This window comes from Hyalangium gracile, from assembly GCF_020103725.1.
In the GTDB taxonomy this organism is placed as follows: Bacteria; Myxococcota; Myxococcia; order Myxococcales; family Myxococcaceae; genus Hyalangium; species Hyalangium gracile.
On sequence record NZ_JAHXBG010000033.1, the window covers coordinates 45,973 to 60,444 of the forward strand.

Sequence of the window (14,472 nt, forward strand, 5' to 3'; positions counted from 1 at the left end):
GGCCGTCACTGCCCGATGGCCTTGGCCTCGAAGCCCATGAGGGTGGGTGGCCGCACGTAGCGGCCGTACCGCTGGCTCTCGGCGTACCAGGCGATGTGCCCGTTCACGCTGTCGATGATGGTCGTCGTGTAGGCGCTCAGGTCTCCATCGTCCGGGAAGGCCTCCTGGAGCTTGAGCGCGATGTGGGCGATGTCCGCGGCCAGGGTGTTGAGCTGATCGAGCAGCGTCTTGAAGCGGTAGGCCAGGGAGCCGCGGTCCTTCTCCGGGTCCAGCAGGAAGACGTTGTCCAGCTCGCCGCAGGCGATCTCCTTGGCCAGCGAGAACACGTCGTTGATCAGGATGACGTGCCGGCAGGCATTGGTGAGCAGCAGCTTCACGGGATGGAGCTGCCGGTGCGCCGGGGACAGCGAGATGCCCTGGATGATGAGGAACGACTCGATCGACTGGAGATAGGAGATGGTCTGCTCCCGGTTGTGCATGTACGTGGACAGCGAGGGCGCGTAGCCCGCCACGGTGTGCGCGCCATGCTCCCAGGCCAGCGCCTCGAAGTAGTGCGCCATGCTGGCGATGAACCAGGAGAGCTCCATCCCGCTCTCGAGCGCGCGCTGGCGCACCTCCACCAGCACGTCGCGGAACGGCTCGACGAGCGGGAAGTCCGCGACGGAGCCCTCCACCCGCGGGTTCTCTCCCACCAGGGCCCTCATGAAGAGGCCGAAGACCTCCTGGAGCTGCCCGTAGCGCAGGTACTGCTCACCGGCGCGCAGATCGACCAGGTTGTCCAGCGCGTCATCCAGCGTGAAGATGAACGCCTGCAGCTGGATGAACCACACCGAGCGGTGGATCGGCACATCCGGCAGCGTGCAGGCCGCCAGCGCGGCCAGCCGGGACTGACCGAACTTGTGGAAGTAGGGCTCGCCCTTCTTCACGAGCCCCGTCTTCAAGGCCCAGGCGATGCACTCCTGCTCCGCCCGGGAGATCTCCTCGGCCGTGGCCACGGGGCGTGGCCAGCCATGCCCGGGAACATCCACCAGGTGGAGCCGCCCCTGGAGGCGAGCGCGCGAGACGGTTCCGAGATCGAACTCGACAGCCGGCGAAAGGCTGAGACTGTGCATGGCGGAGGCCTCCAATGAGACGAGCGTTCGTCGGGCCTTGTCAGCTCATGCACAGGGGAGGTCGAGCGGGGAGAGGGAGAGCAGGCCGCGACGAATCGGAACGGTAAGCTCTCCGACAGACGCAGCCCAGTCTTGCACTTCATGCCTCGCTCCTCTGGAGAAGCCTTGCACCGCTCCCTTGCACCCTTGCTCCTGGTTTTCCTGGCAGCTTGTAACTCCTCCACTCCCAGTGTGACTCCGGAACCCGACGCGGGTACTCCGGACGGCGGGAGCGTGGGCCCCATCTCCGCGCCCGAGAACCAGTGGACGTGGGTGCCGTTCCCGGAGACGCGGTGCGGCAACGGCACGCCCGCGGGCATCGGCCTCAACCCGGCACCCGGCGGCAGCCGACGCGTGTTCGTGTACATGGCGGGCGGTGGCGCCTGCTGGGACTTCATCACCTGCTACCAGCTGAGGACGTCCGCCCACGTGGAGGACACGTATACGCAGGCGCTGCTCGACTCGGAGGTGGCGGGGCTCTCCGCGGCGAAGGTGACGGAGCGCCAGGATGCGGCCAACCCCTTCCGCGACGCGCACTTCGTCTACATCCCCTACTGCACCGGAGATCTGCACGGGGGCGATGCCATCCGCGGCTACGACAGCACCCGTCCGGATCGGAAGATGCACCACGTGGGAGCCTCGAACGTGGCGGCGTTCCTGGAGCACCTGAAGGCCACCTTCCCGGACACCGAGCAGATCTGGCTCACCGGCACCAGCGCTGGTGGCTATGGGGCCCAGCTCAACTTCGATCAGTTCTCGCTGGCCTTCCCCAACGCGCGCGTGGACCTGCTGGCCGACAGCGCCCAGGTGGTGATGCCCTCGGCCGAGCGCTGGCAGGCGATGTTCACCGCGTGGAAACCTCGCTTCCCCGAGGGCTGCACGGACTGCGCGCAGCGGCTCCCGGCCCTCATCGACACGCTGGCGACCCGCTGGCCGGACCGGCGGCTGGGGCTGCTCGCCTACGACAACGACGGCGTCCTCAGCTCCTACTTCAACTACTCGGCGGGCCAGATGGTCAGCGCCACCAACGCGCTGCTGGCCAACCAGTACTCGCGCCCCAACACGCGCTCCTTCGTCGTGACGGGCAACAGCCACGGCATGCTGGACGACTACAAGACGCTGATGGGTCCCGGAGGCGTGTCGCTCGAGAGCTGGATCCGTCAGTGGGCCGTCGGCGACCCGGGCTGGAGCAACGTGCGCTGACGCTCGCGGCGCCCCATCGACGGGCCGGCAGCCCGGTGTCGGACCAGAGCGCCGCCGACTGGTATGCTTGTCATACCAGTTCGCCGCACGAGGTCGCCGCGTCGAAGGCGGCATGGGCCTGCTGGTCGCGGGACGAGGTAGCCCCTACGCTTGATTTGTCGGCACAGATAGGGCCTGAGCTTCGTCCCATCTCTTTCAGGCTCGTTGTCTGCAGGGCCGAGGACGTTGCGAAAGGCCTCGGGCGAGGTGGAGTACCGCGCAGCCGACGCCTCCTCGCGCAGCCTCGCGAGGAAGATCGAGGACTCTGGCGCCGCGCTCTCATGGCACCCGCGTTGCTCAGGGAGTGTTCATCCCGCCACACCGGCGGGACACACTGGGAGCGTCCGGATGCGTCTAGAGCGAGTCGTCTTGTGCGCGGTGTCGTGGGTGCTGGTCCTCGGAGCCTGTGGGCCCGTTCCCGATGGCGAAGAATGGGAAGGCGCCGAGCCCGAGACGGGGCCGGTCACCGAAGCACAGACCGTGTCTCAGCAGGCCTTCATCGGAGATCTGGGCAGCGCGCTGGGAAACGCCGTGGCCGTCCACAGCACCTGCGGCGTCTCCAACCAGTGGCGGACCACCTGCGGCTCGGGCCCCTCGGGAGACATCTCCTTCGTGTGGAGGGCGCCCTCGACGGGGGCCTACACCTTCACCACGAGGAACTCGACCTTCGACACGGTGCTCGAGATTCGCAACTACCGAGCCACCTCGGAGATCCTCGCCTGCAACGACGACTCCGGAAACAACCTCTGGTCCGCCACGGCTCTCAACAGCCTCATCCGAGGCACCCTGCTGTTGATAACCATCGAGGGATACGGCGAACGCGAGTGCGGCGTCGCCCACCTGAACATCGCCAGGAGGTAGAAGGGAGACCCAACCACGGAAGAGACTGAATGAGCACCCCTCGGAAGACCGAGACGAAGAAGAAGACCGGAGCGGCGAAGAAGGCCGGAGCGACCACGAAGCGGACGCCGAAGGCGAAGACGGCGTCCCCGGAGAAGGCCCCCAGCGAGTTCCCCATCGTCTTCTTCGAGGAGCCTCGCGAGTGGTCGGCCTGGCTCTCCAAGAACCACGCCTCGTCACGCGGCGTGTGGCTGAAGATGGCCAAGAAGGCGTCCGGCATCGCTTCGATCACCTACCAGGAGGCGGTCGAGTCGGCGCTCGTGTGGGGCTGGATCGACGGCCAGGCGAAGCGCAACGACGACACCACCTGGATCCAGAAGTTCACGCCTCGCGGCCCCAGGAGCATCTGGTCCAAGATCAACCGGGAGAAGGCGCTGGCGCTCATCGCGGCGGGCAAGATGAAGCCGCCCGGGCTCGAGCAGGTGGAGCGCGCGAAACAGGACGGCCGCTGGGAGGCGGCCTACGACTCGCCGAGCCGTGCGACGGTGCCCGAGGACTTGTCGGCCGCCCTCGCCGCGAACCCTCGCGCGGCCGAGTTCTTCGCCACGCTCACCGGCTCGAACCGCTACGCCATCCTGTTCCGGGTCCACAACGCGAAGAAGGCCGAGACCCGCGCCCGGCGCATCGCGCAGTTCGTCGAGATGCTCGCGCGCCACGAGAAGCTGCACTCCTGATGCGCGGTGGCTCGCCGGCTCAGGCGGAGACCGGGAGCGGCGCCTCCGAAGGTGAGCGTGGGAGCGCCGCCTCGATGAGCTGGTGACACGCCGTCGACGCCGCGACGGCCGCGTCATGGGTCTGCTCCAGCGGTCCCATGGGGGGATGGATGAGGACGTGGACCGTCCCCTTCCGGAGCGCCCAGCTGCTGTGCCGGGGCATGACGTCGAACGAGCCGGAGACGGTGACGGGCAGCACGCGCACCCCGGCGCGAGAGGCGATGTGGAAGGCGCTGTTGTGGAACGGGCGCATCCTCCCGTCCTCGCTGCGCGTGCCCTCCGGGAAGAAGACGGTGGACCAGCGCCGGGCCACGCCCTGCTGGGCCTGCTGGAGCCCGGGGAGCGAGGCACGCATGCTGCGCGGGTCCACGGAGATGTGACCGAACAGCCGCATGCCCCAGCCCATGAGCGGGATGCGGAAGGCGCCGCGCCGGGCCACCATGCGCACGGAGGTGAGCGGCTGGAGCGCCGCCACCATCACCATGGCGTCGAGGATGCTCTGGTGGTTGGCGACGATGATGTAGTGCTCGTCCCGGGAGACGTGCTCGGCGCCACGCACCACGAGCCGAGCGCCCACCAGGGCGAGGATGCCGCGCGCCCAGAGGACGGAGCAGACGTCATGCACGCGCTGCCGCCGGTCCACGGGCAGCGCCAGCAGGGCGAGCGGGATGAACACCCCCAGCGAGAGCATGGCCCAGCTCGCGGCCAGCGCCGTCCTCAGGATTCGGACGGGGCGGGAGAAGGTGCGCTCGGACATGGAGCGCTTCTACCCTTCGAGGAACTGGCGACTCCAGTGGCGAAACGCGGGGATGGAGCGATCTCCGGCCGAGAGCAGGGGGCGTGTCCGGTAGATCTTGTTCTCCCAGATGGGGATGTCCTCCTCCACCTGCCGGATGATCTCCGTCACCAGGGCCCTGCCGACATTGTGGGTGGCGCCGACCTCCGGGGGCATTCGGGCGAAGAAGGTGTGCCGGAGCGCGACGTGCTCGGGGCCCACGGGGGTAGCGGCGGAGATGAACGTCACGTCGGTGATGCCCGTGAAGCGGATGGCCCAGTAGCCGGCCCCGTGGGCCTCGGCCTGGATGCGCCCGTTGACGGGGCCTCGAGGCGTGGGCTGGACCACTTTCGAGTCGATCCGGAAGACGTGGCCCTCGGAGGAGAACTCGGCCTCGGGCAGGGAGAGGGTGCCGTGGACGTAGCGGAAGTGGACGGGGTCCACGATGTTCTCGGAGATCTCCTGCACGTGGGTGCGGATGCGCCACTGCTTCTTGTGGAAGAGGACCCAGTCCTCGGAGTGGGCCTCGGGGAGGGCCGGCACCCGCCACGTGGGCTCCGAGTGCTCGGGCGCGTGGTGGACGAGGATGACGCCATCGAGCTCGTGCACCGGCCACGCATCGAGCTTCGCGCCGGGGGGAACCTTGTCCGCGTGAGGAATGGCGACGCAGGAGCCCTGGCCGTTGAAGCGCCAGCCATGGAAGGGGCACTGGAGGTGGCCGTCCTGGACGCGGCCTCCGTGGCCGAGGTGGGCCCCCATGTGGGGACAGTAGGCGTCGAGCACGTGCGCCCCCCCGTCCTCGGTCCGGAAGAGCACCAGCTCCCTGCCGAGACAGGACAGAGGCATGACGCCTCCCACGGGCAGCTCATCGGACCAGGCGACCTGGAACCAGCCCCGAGGATAGGGAGTGAAGGGGTAGCGAGCGTCCATGGGCGGCACCAGGGAGCCGGGAGGCTCCTCGGTCACCCATGATAGTGACGGGAGCGAGCGGCTCCAACCGGCCTCCCGGACAGGCGTCCGCTTCCAGTGCTCCACGCAGGGTCCGAGCCCGTCACACCGCCCCTGGCCACACGGTGCTCGCGGAAACGGGTGGCAGGTCGGGGAGCCGGGTCGGCTTGAGGTGACGCTCATGGTCATAGAAGCAATCGGGCCCGAGATGCTCGATGAGCGAGCGTTCGCGCCTGACGCCTTCATGGGTGCCTGCCATGGAGGGATCTTCGTAGGGCTGCACGAGGACGACGCCTCCACCGAGTTCCTCCTTCGTGCAGCCCTCTGGCAGGGAAGCAAGGCGCTCACCGAACAGGCGCACGAAGGGAGGTCCGAAGAAGTTGCGCCAGTAGACTCCGGTGAGCCCTTCTGAGTAGTCGCGCACCGTGGGAACCAGCCGCCGCCCGAAGCCATCCGGGTTCGGGACGAGCCGGTGGGTCTTGCGCTCGAAGTCCTCGTCGAGGCCAGCCTGGGCCAGAGGTGAGCCCGCCGACTGCATGATCTCTGATACCTGTCGCAGGTGCGCTGCACGCCAGCGAGACTTTTCAGCCTCTTTGCCGGACGTCTTCCAAAGGATGCTTCCGGTGTAGGGGGGGACGTTGGGCCTCGCCGGATCAAGCAAGAAGTAGTCTCGATCCGTTCGAGCTGCCACCGTCACGGTCTTCCACTCGTCGTAGAAGGCAATCAGCGCGGCGTAGTCGATGCGCTCCGGGTCGATCCTCTCTTTCAAGGAGGCATACCCATAGCGCATGGGCTGAAACCATCGGTACTCCTCGAAAACCCGCTCGAGGAACACTCGTGCCCAGGAACCCGATGGAACACCTGGCGGGAGACAGATGAACGTTTCCAAGTACCTCATCCAGGTGCTCTTCCCTCAAGGGTAGTACTGCACGGCGACCAGGCCTTGGTCCCCGAGTCTCTTCAGCCGATCCTGAAGAGGCGAGGAGAGCCGCGTCCGACCTTTCGAGTGCGCGGAAGACCGGAACCATACTTCGAGCTGCCCCCCATATTTCTCCACGTACGAGATCATGGCGTCCAGGTTCCCCGTGAGGGCCATCTCCTCGCGCCCCTTCACCTCCACGAAGCGGTAGGGCTTGCCCCACACCAGCTCGCCTCGATGGCCCACGACTGAATCCGCGATGAAGCCCCGCGCGCCACCGCCGGGCGGAGGCATCATCATCGTCGTGTTCTTCTCGTAGCCCCGTGCCTTCAGGATGGACTGCTCGAACTCACTGCCCGCGGCCTTGTTCTCCAGGATGGAGCGGTAGAGGCGGTGCCACTCCGGGTCCGGCTTGTAGGCAAAACGCGGGTACTTCTCCGGATGGCGGAACTGGTACTCCACCCAGGCCTGCGAGAGATGCTCGGCGCTCCCGGGCACCAGCCGCGCTCCGGCCATGTCCGCGCGCGCCCCCACCAGTGACACCCGACCGCCCTGGCGAAAAGTGCTGGCCGCCTCGGCCAACGGCTTCTCCAGTCTCTGTGCGACGCGCTCGAGCAACTGCAGGTGTTCCTCTGTCAGCCGACCGTCTCGGGCAGCGGCCTGGAGAACCCGGTCCACCTCCTTCACTTCCTGGGGCGAGAGCTGCTGAGCCACCCGCTGCAGGACCCGGGCTTCCTCCAGGCTGCGTCCGGTGAGCAGCGCCACCCGCTCCAGCGTCTCCTCCCCTGCACTCACCGCGCGGGAGGAGATGAAGGGCAGCATCACGCACAGCAACGCCAGCTTGCGCTCCTCTTCCCTCAGCTTCCGGCCCGTGAAGCTGAAGCCCGTCACCGCCGCTTTCGCGTCCGCCAGCTCCCCAAGGCCAGGCACCAGGCCCACCATCAACTCCACTGCCAGCTCCAAGGGAGGAGCATCTGTCCCATCCGGCAGCGGCGTGTAGTCCAGGTGAGGATGCGCCTCCTGCCCCACCTTCACGACCTGCGCGAGGGCGCTTCGCTTCGCCAGCAGGTAGAGCCCTACCTCGCTGGGACTCTTGCGCAGGAAGTCCGGATCGTCCGTGTGCGTCCAGGCCCAGTCGAGGACCGCGGCGGCCAGCACTTCCAGGGACTTCTCGCGCAGGAAGCTCTCGGTCAGCAGGTACTCACGCCCTACCCTCCGGAAGCGGCTTCCCGAGGCGCTTCGCACCTGTTGCGCCCACGCATCGTACTCATCGAGCTTCTTCTCGACCGCGGACCACCGAGCCGACTCGCCCTCGGTCCTCCCAGCTTCGGAGAAGCCTCTCGCGTAGCTCCCTCTCTGGTCTCTCAGCACGCGCCTCGGGGGTGGGCCACTCGCGCAGGACGCGTGCAGCACCCAACCCAGCAACACGAGGCATCTCCCGAGCAGCTTCGGTGCCCTGAAACGAGCAAGAGACTCTCCTGGATCCATCCAGAGAGCATATCGAGAAGGCGAGAGCGCGCGACGGACGGGCGGCTCCGAAGCGCCTATCTTCAGGCCGGCTCGCGTCGCAGCAGCCGCTCCAGGCACGCGAGCAGCTCTTCCACCGGCTCGCCCTTCTCGAACACGGCATCCACGGGGGTTTTCGCCCAGAAGCCCTTCTGCCCCGACACGAGCACGAGCTTCGCCTCGGGCACCTGGCGGCGAATCAGCGGAACGAGCTCCCGCCCATCCCCGTCCCCCAGCCTCGAGTCCAGCAGCACCGCGTCGTACCGAGGCTGCCCCTCCAGGAGCCGGGCCGCCTGCGCGCACGTCTCCGCCACGGCCACGGTGAAGCCCGCCTCCTCCAGCACCGCGGAGAGCGTCAGCCAGTTGGCCGGATCATCCTCCACGAGCAGCAGGCTCCGTCGCGCGCCTCCCTCACTCGCTCCTCGGCTCATGTCCCGGCAGGCGCTCCGGCCTCTTCCACCAGGGGGAAGGAGACCCGTGCCCACGTGCCCACCGACGCCCCCGGCCTCAGCTCCACCCACGCGCGGCTGCGCAGCGCCAGCCGCTGGACGATGCAGAGCCCGACTCCCGCATGCCCGGCCTTCGTCGTCATGAAGGGCTCGAACACCCGCGCCCGCAGCTCCTCGCCGATTCCAGGCCCGGTGTCCGTCACCTCCAGGAGGATGCGCCCGTCCTCGCTCCGGAGCGTGCGCAACCCCAGCGTGCCGCCTCCCGGCATCGCCTCCACCGCGTTGTCGATCAGGCAGCGGACGAGCAGCGCGAGGCTCTCCCCGTCTCCCTCCACCCGCCCCCGCTCCTGCCAGGTGCGCTCCACGCGGATGGACGGCGGCAGCCGCGAGCGCGCCAGGGCCTGCTCCGCCACCTCGCACAGCGCCACCCGGCTGCGCACCTCCGTGGGCACCGTCAGGCCGCGGGCCGACAGCAGCTCCTCGGCGCTGGCCAGCTCGCTGTCGATGAGCTGGAAGAAGACCGCCACGCGAGGGTCCGCCTTCCACAGCTCCGACTTCTGGGCCTGCTTCATCAGGTAGTACGAGGCGTTGCGGATGCTGGAGAAGCGGTTGCGCAAGTCGTGGCGCAGCACCGCCGTCACCACCTCCGCGACCGCGGCGCGCTCGCGGGCCTCGACACCTGGGGTTTGCTCGTCCATGTCAGTTCCTCGTCAAGGTCCGCCCGCGGGTCCGGGCAATCGTCTGGGCCAGCTCTCGAATGGAGATGGGCTTGCGCATGCAGGACACGTCTCCCAGCGCCGCCACCTGCCGCATCATCTCCGGTACGTCATGCCCGGAGACGGCGATGAAGGACACGGGCCGCCCCACGCCCCGCAGCTGCTCCACCACCTCCGGGCCCGTCATCCCTGGCATCACCAGATCCACCACGCACACGTCGATGCTCCCCGAGCGCATGCGCTCCACCGCCGCGTCCCCGTCGTAGACGGCCTGCGCCCGCACACCGCACATCCGCAGCCCCTCCACCGTGGCCTCCGCCACATCCTGGGAGTCGTCCACCACCAGCACCTCGGGCGTGCGAGCCGCGCGCTGCAGCGTCCGCAGCAGGTGCTCCACGTCGAAGGGCTTGTGCAGCACGGTGAAGACGCCCTCGGCGAGCGCGTCCTCCACCAGGCTCTCCTGGGCGAACGCTGTCATCAGCACCACGGGCAGCCCGGGCCGCTCGCGCCGCAGGTGACGGTGGAGCTCCACGCCGTGCAGCCCCGGCATGCGGATGTCCGCGAGCACCACGTCCACCGGCCGCTCGCGCGCCACGCTCAGCGCCTCCTCGCCGGTGGAGGCCTCCAGCACCTCGAAGCCCTCCAGCTCCAGGTTCGCCGCGAGGGTGATTCGCATCGACTCCTCATCATCGACGACCAGGATGCGCGCCGTGCTCACCGGGCTCTCCTAGGCTGCCCTCGCCACGGCGGGCGGGAGCTGGATGATGAACTCACTGCCACGGCCGGGCTCGCTCACGACCTGGAGCGTACCGCCGTGGCGCTGGACTCTCGTGGCGACGATGGACAGCCCCAGCCCCGTGCCCTGCTTCTTCGTCGTGAACAGGGGCTCGAAGATGCGCGGCAGCACGTCCGGGGGGATGCCGCCCCCGTCGTCCACCACGCGCACCCGCAGCGGCTCGGCGCCGCCACCGTCGGCGCGCACCACCACCTCTCCGCTCCGGCCAACGGGGATGGCCTCCACCGCGTTCTGCACCAGGTTGATGAGCACCTGCCGGAACTGCTCGCGGTCCAGCAGCGGCACCGGCAGCGACTCCGGCACCTGGTTGAGCACGCGCACGCCCTCGCGCGCGGGCACCACGCCGATGGCCTCGTCCACCAGCGGGCGCAGCGGACACGGCTGGAGGCTGAGCGAGCGCTCGCGCGCGAAGTCCAGCAGGTCCGAGATGATGCGCGCGCAGTTGCTGAGCTCCCGGTCCATCAGCGCCAGGAACTGGGGCACGCGCGCGTCCGTCGCCGCCTCCTCCGGCTTCGCCAGGCGCTTGGAGAGGTAGGCGTGCGCGTTGCGGACGGCGGCCAGCGGGTTGCGCAGCTCGTGCCCCACGCCCGCCGCGAGCTGCCCCACCGCCGCCAGCTTCTCCACGCGGATCAGGTGCTCGTGGGTGTTGCGCAGCTCGCTCATCGCCCTGTCCAGCTCGTACGCCTTCTGCTGCTCGCGCTCGGTGGCCAGCTCCGCCGCCGCCCGCCGCTCGGCCATCTCCCGCATCTCCCGCACCGCGCCATGACAGGACAGCAGCAGCACCATGTCGATGAAGAACACCCAGAAGGAGTGCTCCAGGAAGCGCCACCACTCCGGACTCGGCGAGCCGTAGACGGACTCTGGCCAGACGGCGCCGCGCAGGTAGTGGTCCGCCACCACCACGCCGGTGGCGCTGAGCAGCACCGGCCAGTCCCGGTAGAAGGCCAGGAAGGCCAGCGAGCCGAAGATGTGGAAGTGCGTCTCGATGCGGCCCCCCGTCAGGTGGATGAGGAGCGCGGACCAGAGCAGCTGCGAGACGGCCACCACGTGCCGGGTGAGCACGCTGCCCGGGCGCAGCCACACCAGCGCGAGCGGGAAGGCGCTGAGCGCTCCGCCGAGCAACACCGCGGCGTGCACGTGCACGTGCACCGCGCGCTCCTTGCCCTCCCAGCCATAGGGAGAGAAGAGCACCGCGATCACGATGGCGACCAGCCACTGCCCCACCATCAGCCGGGCGAAGAGCCGGTCCACCCGCCGCCACACCTCGTCCTGATGGTGGGAGAGGAGCCGGGCGGCACGCTCCTCGAACTGCTCCTGCGCCCGTGGCTCCACTCCGGCCTGGCTCATGGAGGCGCTCCCGCCTCATCCCGCTCCGTGGGGCCCCGCAGCGCGCAGCCGTACACCGGGTGCTGGCCCTCGCCCTCGGCGCCCTCGAGCAGCAGGGCCTCCAGGCTGGCCCGCCCGGCGTTGTCGCCCGCATGTCCGCGCGAGCGAGTGATTCCTCCGCTGAAGCGCAGGCGCCCCTCCGCGTCGTAGAGCAGCACGTGCCCGGAGGTGGTGGCACCCAGGCGCCGCGCCTCCACGCCGCCGAAGTCCTCCTGCGCGGTGACGCCGGGGATGGAGGCCGCGCGCCGCCACAGCTCGCCCTGCTTCCAGTCCGCACCCTCCCCCTCCGGCCGGAGGAAGAGGACATAGGCGTCCACGCGCCCGCCGGCCCGCGCCATCACCGCCTCCAGCTCTCCCATGCTCGCGCGCGAGCAGGGGCAGCGCGGGTGGGCCAGCATGACGAGCAGGAAGCGGCCCGGCGTGGGACGCAGCGCGCTGTCCGCGGGCCAGCGCGAGGGGGCCTCGGGCGGCTCACCCGGCGTGGTGGAGTAGCGCGCCAGGGCCGTCATCCCTCCGAGCACGGCGGCCAGCCACAGCACTCCAGTCGCGGCGAGCACCCGGCTCCCGCGCCCCGCTGGAAGCCTGCCCTTCATCTCACATCACTCGCTTCCAGGCCCCCAGCTCCGAGGAGAGCGAACTCATCACCCGCTTGAGCCGGGCGGACTCCGCCGCGCGCTGGACGATTTCCACCAGGCGGGGCGGCTCGTAGGGCTTGATGAGCAGGTAGTAGAGGCCCTGGGCCTCGTACTTGTCCCGCTTCTCCAGATACTCGGCGTGGCCGGTGACGAGCACGCCGGACAGGTGCGGCTGCCGGGCCGTCGCCTCGCGCAGCAGCTGGATGCCGTTCTGGCCGGGCATGTTGAAGTCCGTGCACACCACGTCGATCGTATTGCGCTCCATCTGGCGCAGCGCCGAGGTGGCATCCGAGGCCGTCAGCACCCGGAAATCCTCGGACAGCACGGCAGCGGCGGTGATGAGCACCGGGTGCTCGTCATCCACCACCAGGACTGTGAGCCTCTCGTTCATCGCGTCCAGCGCCTCGCGGTCACCCAGAAAAGATGTGCGTTCATGTGAGGGAGCTTGCCGGAGTTTCCGGGGTCCCCCGCGACCTTGTTGATCCAGCCTAACGTGAATGGATCGCCGGTACCGCCAGGCGAGCTTGCCGGGGTTGGACAGCGGACAGAGCCGCTGCCTCCTTCCGCCCCGAAGTTCAAGAATGGAAGAGCGAGCATCCGGAAGTGAACGCTCCTCCGCCCCGCGCGCTGATAGGTTCAGGGGGCACATCGGGGAGCCTGGATGGACGTCGAGGTCCGCTTTGCCAGCACGGAGGATGAGCGAGAAGCCATCTACCGGCTGCGCTACGAGACCTACGTCGAGGAGATGCACCTCTACCAGGGCCTGGCCGATCACTCGCACCGGTGGCTGAAGGACGCGGACGATGGCGCGGCCCACCTCATGTACGCGCGGACCCAGGGCGAGGTGGTGGGAACGGTCCGGGTGCACCTGGGCAGCGACGGAGCCATTCCCCCGCCCCTGGCCGAGCGCTTCGCGCTGGAGCGCTTCCTGCCGCTGGTGCCGCAGGAGAGCCTGTCGGTGGTGGGGCGCTTCATGGTGCGCCGGGACATGCGAGGCACCGCGGTGCCCTTCCGGCTCATCCACGAGAGCATCGGCTTCCTGCTGGAGCAGGGCATGGAGCTGGCCTTCTGCGACTGCCAGCCGCACCTGCTCAACCTCTATCTGTCGCTGGGCTTCCGGCCCTACCTGGGCACGTTCGACCACCCGGAGTTCGGGGTGATGGTGCCGCTGGTGCTGGTGCTCCGGGACCGCGAGCACATGGAGTGGGTGGGCTCGCCGCTGCGGGCGCTGCTGGCGGCGGACGTGGCCTCGGAGGTGCCCGCGCGCGTGGCGCCGCTGCTGAAGCAGGCCCGGGACGTGCTGAGCCAGGAGCTCAGCGATCCGGAGCACTACCTGCGGGAGGTGCACGGGCTGATGGGCTCCACGCGGCCGCCCCTCTTCGCCGGCCTGTCGGAGCAGGAGCTGCAGGCCGTGCTGGCCAGCAGCCACGTCATCCAGTGCGCCCCTGGCGACTACCTCATCCGGCGCGGGCAGGTGGCGCGCACCGTCTTCGTGGTGCTCTCCGGCTCGCTGGAGGTGCGGGATGGGGACCGCGTGGTGGCGACGACCACCGCGGGCGAGGTGCTCGGCGAGGTGGCCTTCCTGCTGTCCACCTCACGCATCAGCGACGTGTGCGCCACCGGCGCGGGCGCTCGCGTGCTGTGCCTGAGCGAGAAGTCCCTGCGCGCGCTGATCGACTCCAGCTCGCGCGCGGCGGCGCTGCTGCTGCTCAACCTCTCGCGGGCCCTGGCCCACAAGCTGGTGCAGCGCGCCGACAGCCCGAAGTGAGGGGCCGCCGGCGCGCCTGGGTCAGGCCTGGTGGTGGGCGCGCAGGACGTCCGCGTGGTGCTGCAGCTGGTGGCGCGCCGCCTCGAACGCGTCGTTCACCGCCTGGTACGGATCCTCGTGCTCGCGCCGCTCGTGCTCCTTGCCCACGACGATGTCCTTGCCCGGGACGTGGAGATCGACGCGCACGTGGAAGCGCCGGCCCTGCTGGTGATGCTTGTGCGGCTGCTCCACCACCACATGGCAGCCCACGATGCGATCGAAGAACTGCTCCAGCTTCTCCGCCTGCTCCCGGATGTGCTCCGACATGGCCTCGCTCGGCCCCATACCCCGGTAGGTGATCTGCAGCGGTCGGTTCATCTGACGCCTCGTCTGTGGCCCTGTGGGCCGTGTCCGCCCTCTCTCCATTGCATTCCCGAGGCCAGCAATTCCCATGACAATTCAAGCAGTTACGGCCTGCTCGGACGCAGCCTTTGCGGCGAAGCGCCACACGGCCGCAGCGGTTGCGCGGCCCCCTGCGACACCGCACGGGCAGTAGGCCCCGCCTCACTGCCCGTCACCCAGGCAGCCG

Annotated in this window: 16 protein-coding genes; 4 read left to right on the plus strand and 12 right to left on the minus strand. The window is 69.1% G+C overall.

The features are described from left to right. Window positions 1-5 precede the first annotated feature (5 nt). A complete protein-coding gene (locus KY572_RS41215; RefSeq protein WP_224249235.1) occupies window positions 6-1,112 on the minus strand; it encodes a terpene synthase family protein in 1,107 nt (368 codons plus the stop codon). 273 nt (window positions 1,113-1,385) lie between these two features. On the opposite strand from KY572_RS41215, the gene KY572_RS41220 reads away from it, so the two are divergent. From KY572_RS41220 to KY572_RS41230, 3 genes are all read left to right on the plus strand, one after another. Beyond that, window positions 1,386-2,354, plus strand: a complete 969-nt coding sequence (locus KY572_RS41220; protein ID WP_224249236.1) for a pectinacetylesterase family protein — start codon at window positions 1,386-1,388, stop codon at window positions 2,352-2,354. A gap of 387 nt (window positions 2,355-2,741) precedes the next feature. Next, window positions 2,742-3,254: a hypothetical protein gene (locus tag KY572_RS41225; RefSeq protein ID WP_224249237.1), complete on the plus strand. Its 513-nt coding sequence runs from the start codon at window positions 2,742-2,744 to the stop codon at window positions 3,252-3,254. A gap of 29 nt (window positions 3,255-3,283) precedes the next feature. Next, entirely contained in the window at window positions 3,284-3,967 is a 684-nt protein-coding gene (locus KY572_RS41230; protein ID WP_224249238.1) for a YdeI/OmpD-associated family protein, read from the plus strand. 19 nt (window positions 3,968-3,986) lie between these two features. Here the strand turns inward: KY572_RS41230 and KY572_RS41235 are convergent, their stop codons facing one another. From KY572_RS41235 to KY572_RS41280, 10 genes are all read right to left on the minus strand, one after another. Continuing rightward, on the minus strand, window positions 3,987-4,763 hold the full coding sequence (locus KY572_RS41235; RefSeq protein WP_224249239.1) for a lysophospholipid acyltransferase family protein: 777 nt from the start codon (window positions 4,761-4,763) through the stop codon (window positions 3,987-3,989). Between the two features lie 9 nt (window positions 4,764-4,772). Next, window positions 4,773-5,711: a Rieske 2Fe-2S domain-containing protein gene (locus KY572_RS41240; RefSeq protein ID WP_224249240.1), complete on the minus strand. Its 939-nt coding sequence runs from the start codon at window positions 5,709-5,711 to the stop codon at window positions 4,773-4,775. A gap of 121 nt (window positions 5,712-5,832) precedes the next feature. Then, the gene (locus tag KY572_RS41245; RefSeq protein WP_224249241.1) at window positions 5,833-6,618 is read right to left on the minus strand and encodes a hypothetical protein; all 786 of its coding nucleotides are present in this window, start codon (window positions 6,616-6,618) and stop codon (window positions 5,833-5,835) included. A 24-nt stretch (window positions 6,619-6,642) separates the two neighbouring features. Continuing rightward, complete coding sequence (locus tag KY572_RS41250; protein ID WP_224249242.1) at window positions 6,643-8,076, minus strand: hypothetical protein; 1,434 nt, start codon at window positions 8,074-8,076, stop codon at window positions 6,643-6,645. A gap of 122 nt (window positions 8,077-8,198) precedes the next feature. Beyond that, window positions 8,199-8,585, minus strand: a complete 387-nt coding sequence (locus KY572_RS41255; RefSeq protein ID WP_224249243.1) for a response regulator — start codon at window positions 8,583-8,585, stop codon at window positions 8,199-8,201. After that, window positions 8,582-9,301: an ATP-binding protein gene (locus KY572_RS41260; RefSeq protein ID WP_224249244.1), complete on the minus strand. Its 720-nt coding sequence runs from the start codon at window positions 9,299-9,301 to the stop codon at window positions 8,582-8,584. The genes KY572_RS41255 and KY572_RS41260 overlap by 4 nt, the downstream gene beginning before the upstream one ends. Window position 9,302: 1 nt before the next feature. Then, complete coding sequence (locus tag KY572_RS41265; RefSeq protein ID WP_224249245.1) at window positions 9,303-10,037, minus strand: response regulator; 735 nt, start codon at window positions 10,035-10,037, stop codon at window positions 9,303-9,305. 9 nt (window positions 10,038-10,046) lie between these two features. Continuing rightward, entirely contained in the window at window positions 10,047-11,462 is a 1,416-nt protein-coding gene (locus tag KY572_RS41270) for a sensor histidine kinase (protein ID WP_224249246.1), read from the minus strand. Then, entirely contained in the window at window positions 11,459-12,094 is a 636-nt protein-coding gene (locus tag KY572_RS41275; RefSeq protein WP_224249247.1) for a thioredoxin domain-containing protein, read from the minus strand. The genes KY572_RS41270 and KY572_RS41275 overlap by 4 nt, the downstream gene beginning before the upstream one ends. 1 nt (window position 12,095) lies before the next feature. Further along, the gene (locus tag KY572_RS41280; protein WP_224249248.1) at window positions 12,096-12,527 is read right to left on the minus strand and encodes a response regulator; all 432 of its coding nucleotides are present in this window, start codon (window positions 12,525-12,527) and stop codon (window positions 12,096-12,098) included. Between the two features lie 270 nt (window positions 12,528-12,797). Between KY572_RS41280 and KY572_RS41285 the strand changes: the two genes are divergently transcribed. Then, entirely contained in the window at window positions 12,798-13,904 is a 1,107-nt protein-coding gene (locus KY572_RS41285; RefSeq protein ID WP_224249249.1) for a cyclic nucleotide-binding domain-containing protein, read from the plus strand. Between the two features lie 21 nt (window positions 13,905-13,925). On the opposite strand, the gene hpf is transcribed toward KY572_RS41285, so the two are convergent. Beyond that, window positions 13,926-14,261, minus strand: coding sequence for a ribosome hibernation-promoting factor, HPF/YfiA family (gene hpf / locus KY572_RS41290; RefSeq protein ID WP_224249250.1), 336 nt, complete (start codon window positions 14,259-14,261; stop codon window positions 13,926-13,928). Between the last annotated feature and the right edge of the window lie 211 nt (window positions 14,262-14,472).

Excerpts from the sequence above, each read along its gene's own strand:
- KY572_RS41225 (WP_224249237.1), top strand. The coding sequence starts at position 2,742 with ATGCGTCTAGAGCGAGTCGTCTTGTGCGCGGTGTCGTGGGTGCTGGTC.
- KY572_RS41215 (WP_224249235.1), bottom strand. The coding sequence starts at position 1,112 with ATGCACAGTCTCAGCCTTTCGCCGGCTGTCGAGTTCGATCTCGGAACC.
- KY572_RS41235 (WP_224249239.1), bottom strand. The coding sequence starts at position 4,763 with ATGTCCGAGCGCACCTTCTCCCGCCCCGTCCGAATCCTGAGGACGGCG.
- KY572_RS41285 (WP_224249249.1), top strand. The coding sequence starts at position 12,798 with ATGGACGTCGAGGTCCGCTTTGCCAGCACGGAGGATGAGCGAGAAGCC.
- KY572_RS41255 (WP_224249243.1), bottom strand. The coding sequence starts at position 8,585 with ATGAGCCGAGGAGCGAGTGAGGGAGGCGCGCGACGGAGCCTGCTGCTC.
- KY572_RS41275 (WP_224249247.1), bottom strand. The coding sequence starts at position 12,094 with ATGAAGGGCAGGCTTCCAGCGGGGCGCGGGAGCCGGGTGCTCGCCGCG.
- hpf (WP_224249250.1), bottom strand. The coding sequence starts at position 14,261 with ATGAACCGACCGCTGCAGATCACCTACCGGGGTATGGGGCCGAGCGAG.
- KY572_RS41240 (WP_224249240.1), bottom strand. The coding sequence starts at position 5,711 with ATGGACGCTCGCTACCCCTTCACTCCCTATCCTCGGGGCTGGTTCCAG.
- KY572_RS41270 (WP_224249246.1), bottom strand. The coding sequence starts at position 11,462 with ATGAGCCAGGCCGGAGTGGAGCCACGGGCGCAGGAGCAGTTCGAGGAG.
- KY572_RS41280 (WP_224249248.1), bottom strand. The coding sequence starts at position 12,527 with ATGAACGAGAGGCTCACAGTCCTGGTGGTGGATGACGAGCACCCGGTG.
- KY572_RS41230 (WP_224249238.1), top strand. The coding sequence starts at position 3,284 with ATGAGCACCCCTCGGAAGACCGAGACGAAGAAGAAGACCGGAGCGGCG.
- KY572_RS41260 (WP_224249244.1), bottom strand. The coding sequence starts at position 9,301 with ATGGACGAGCAAACCCCAGGTGTCGAGGCCCGCGAGCGCGCCGCGGTC.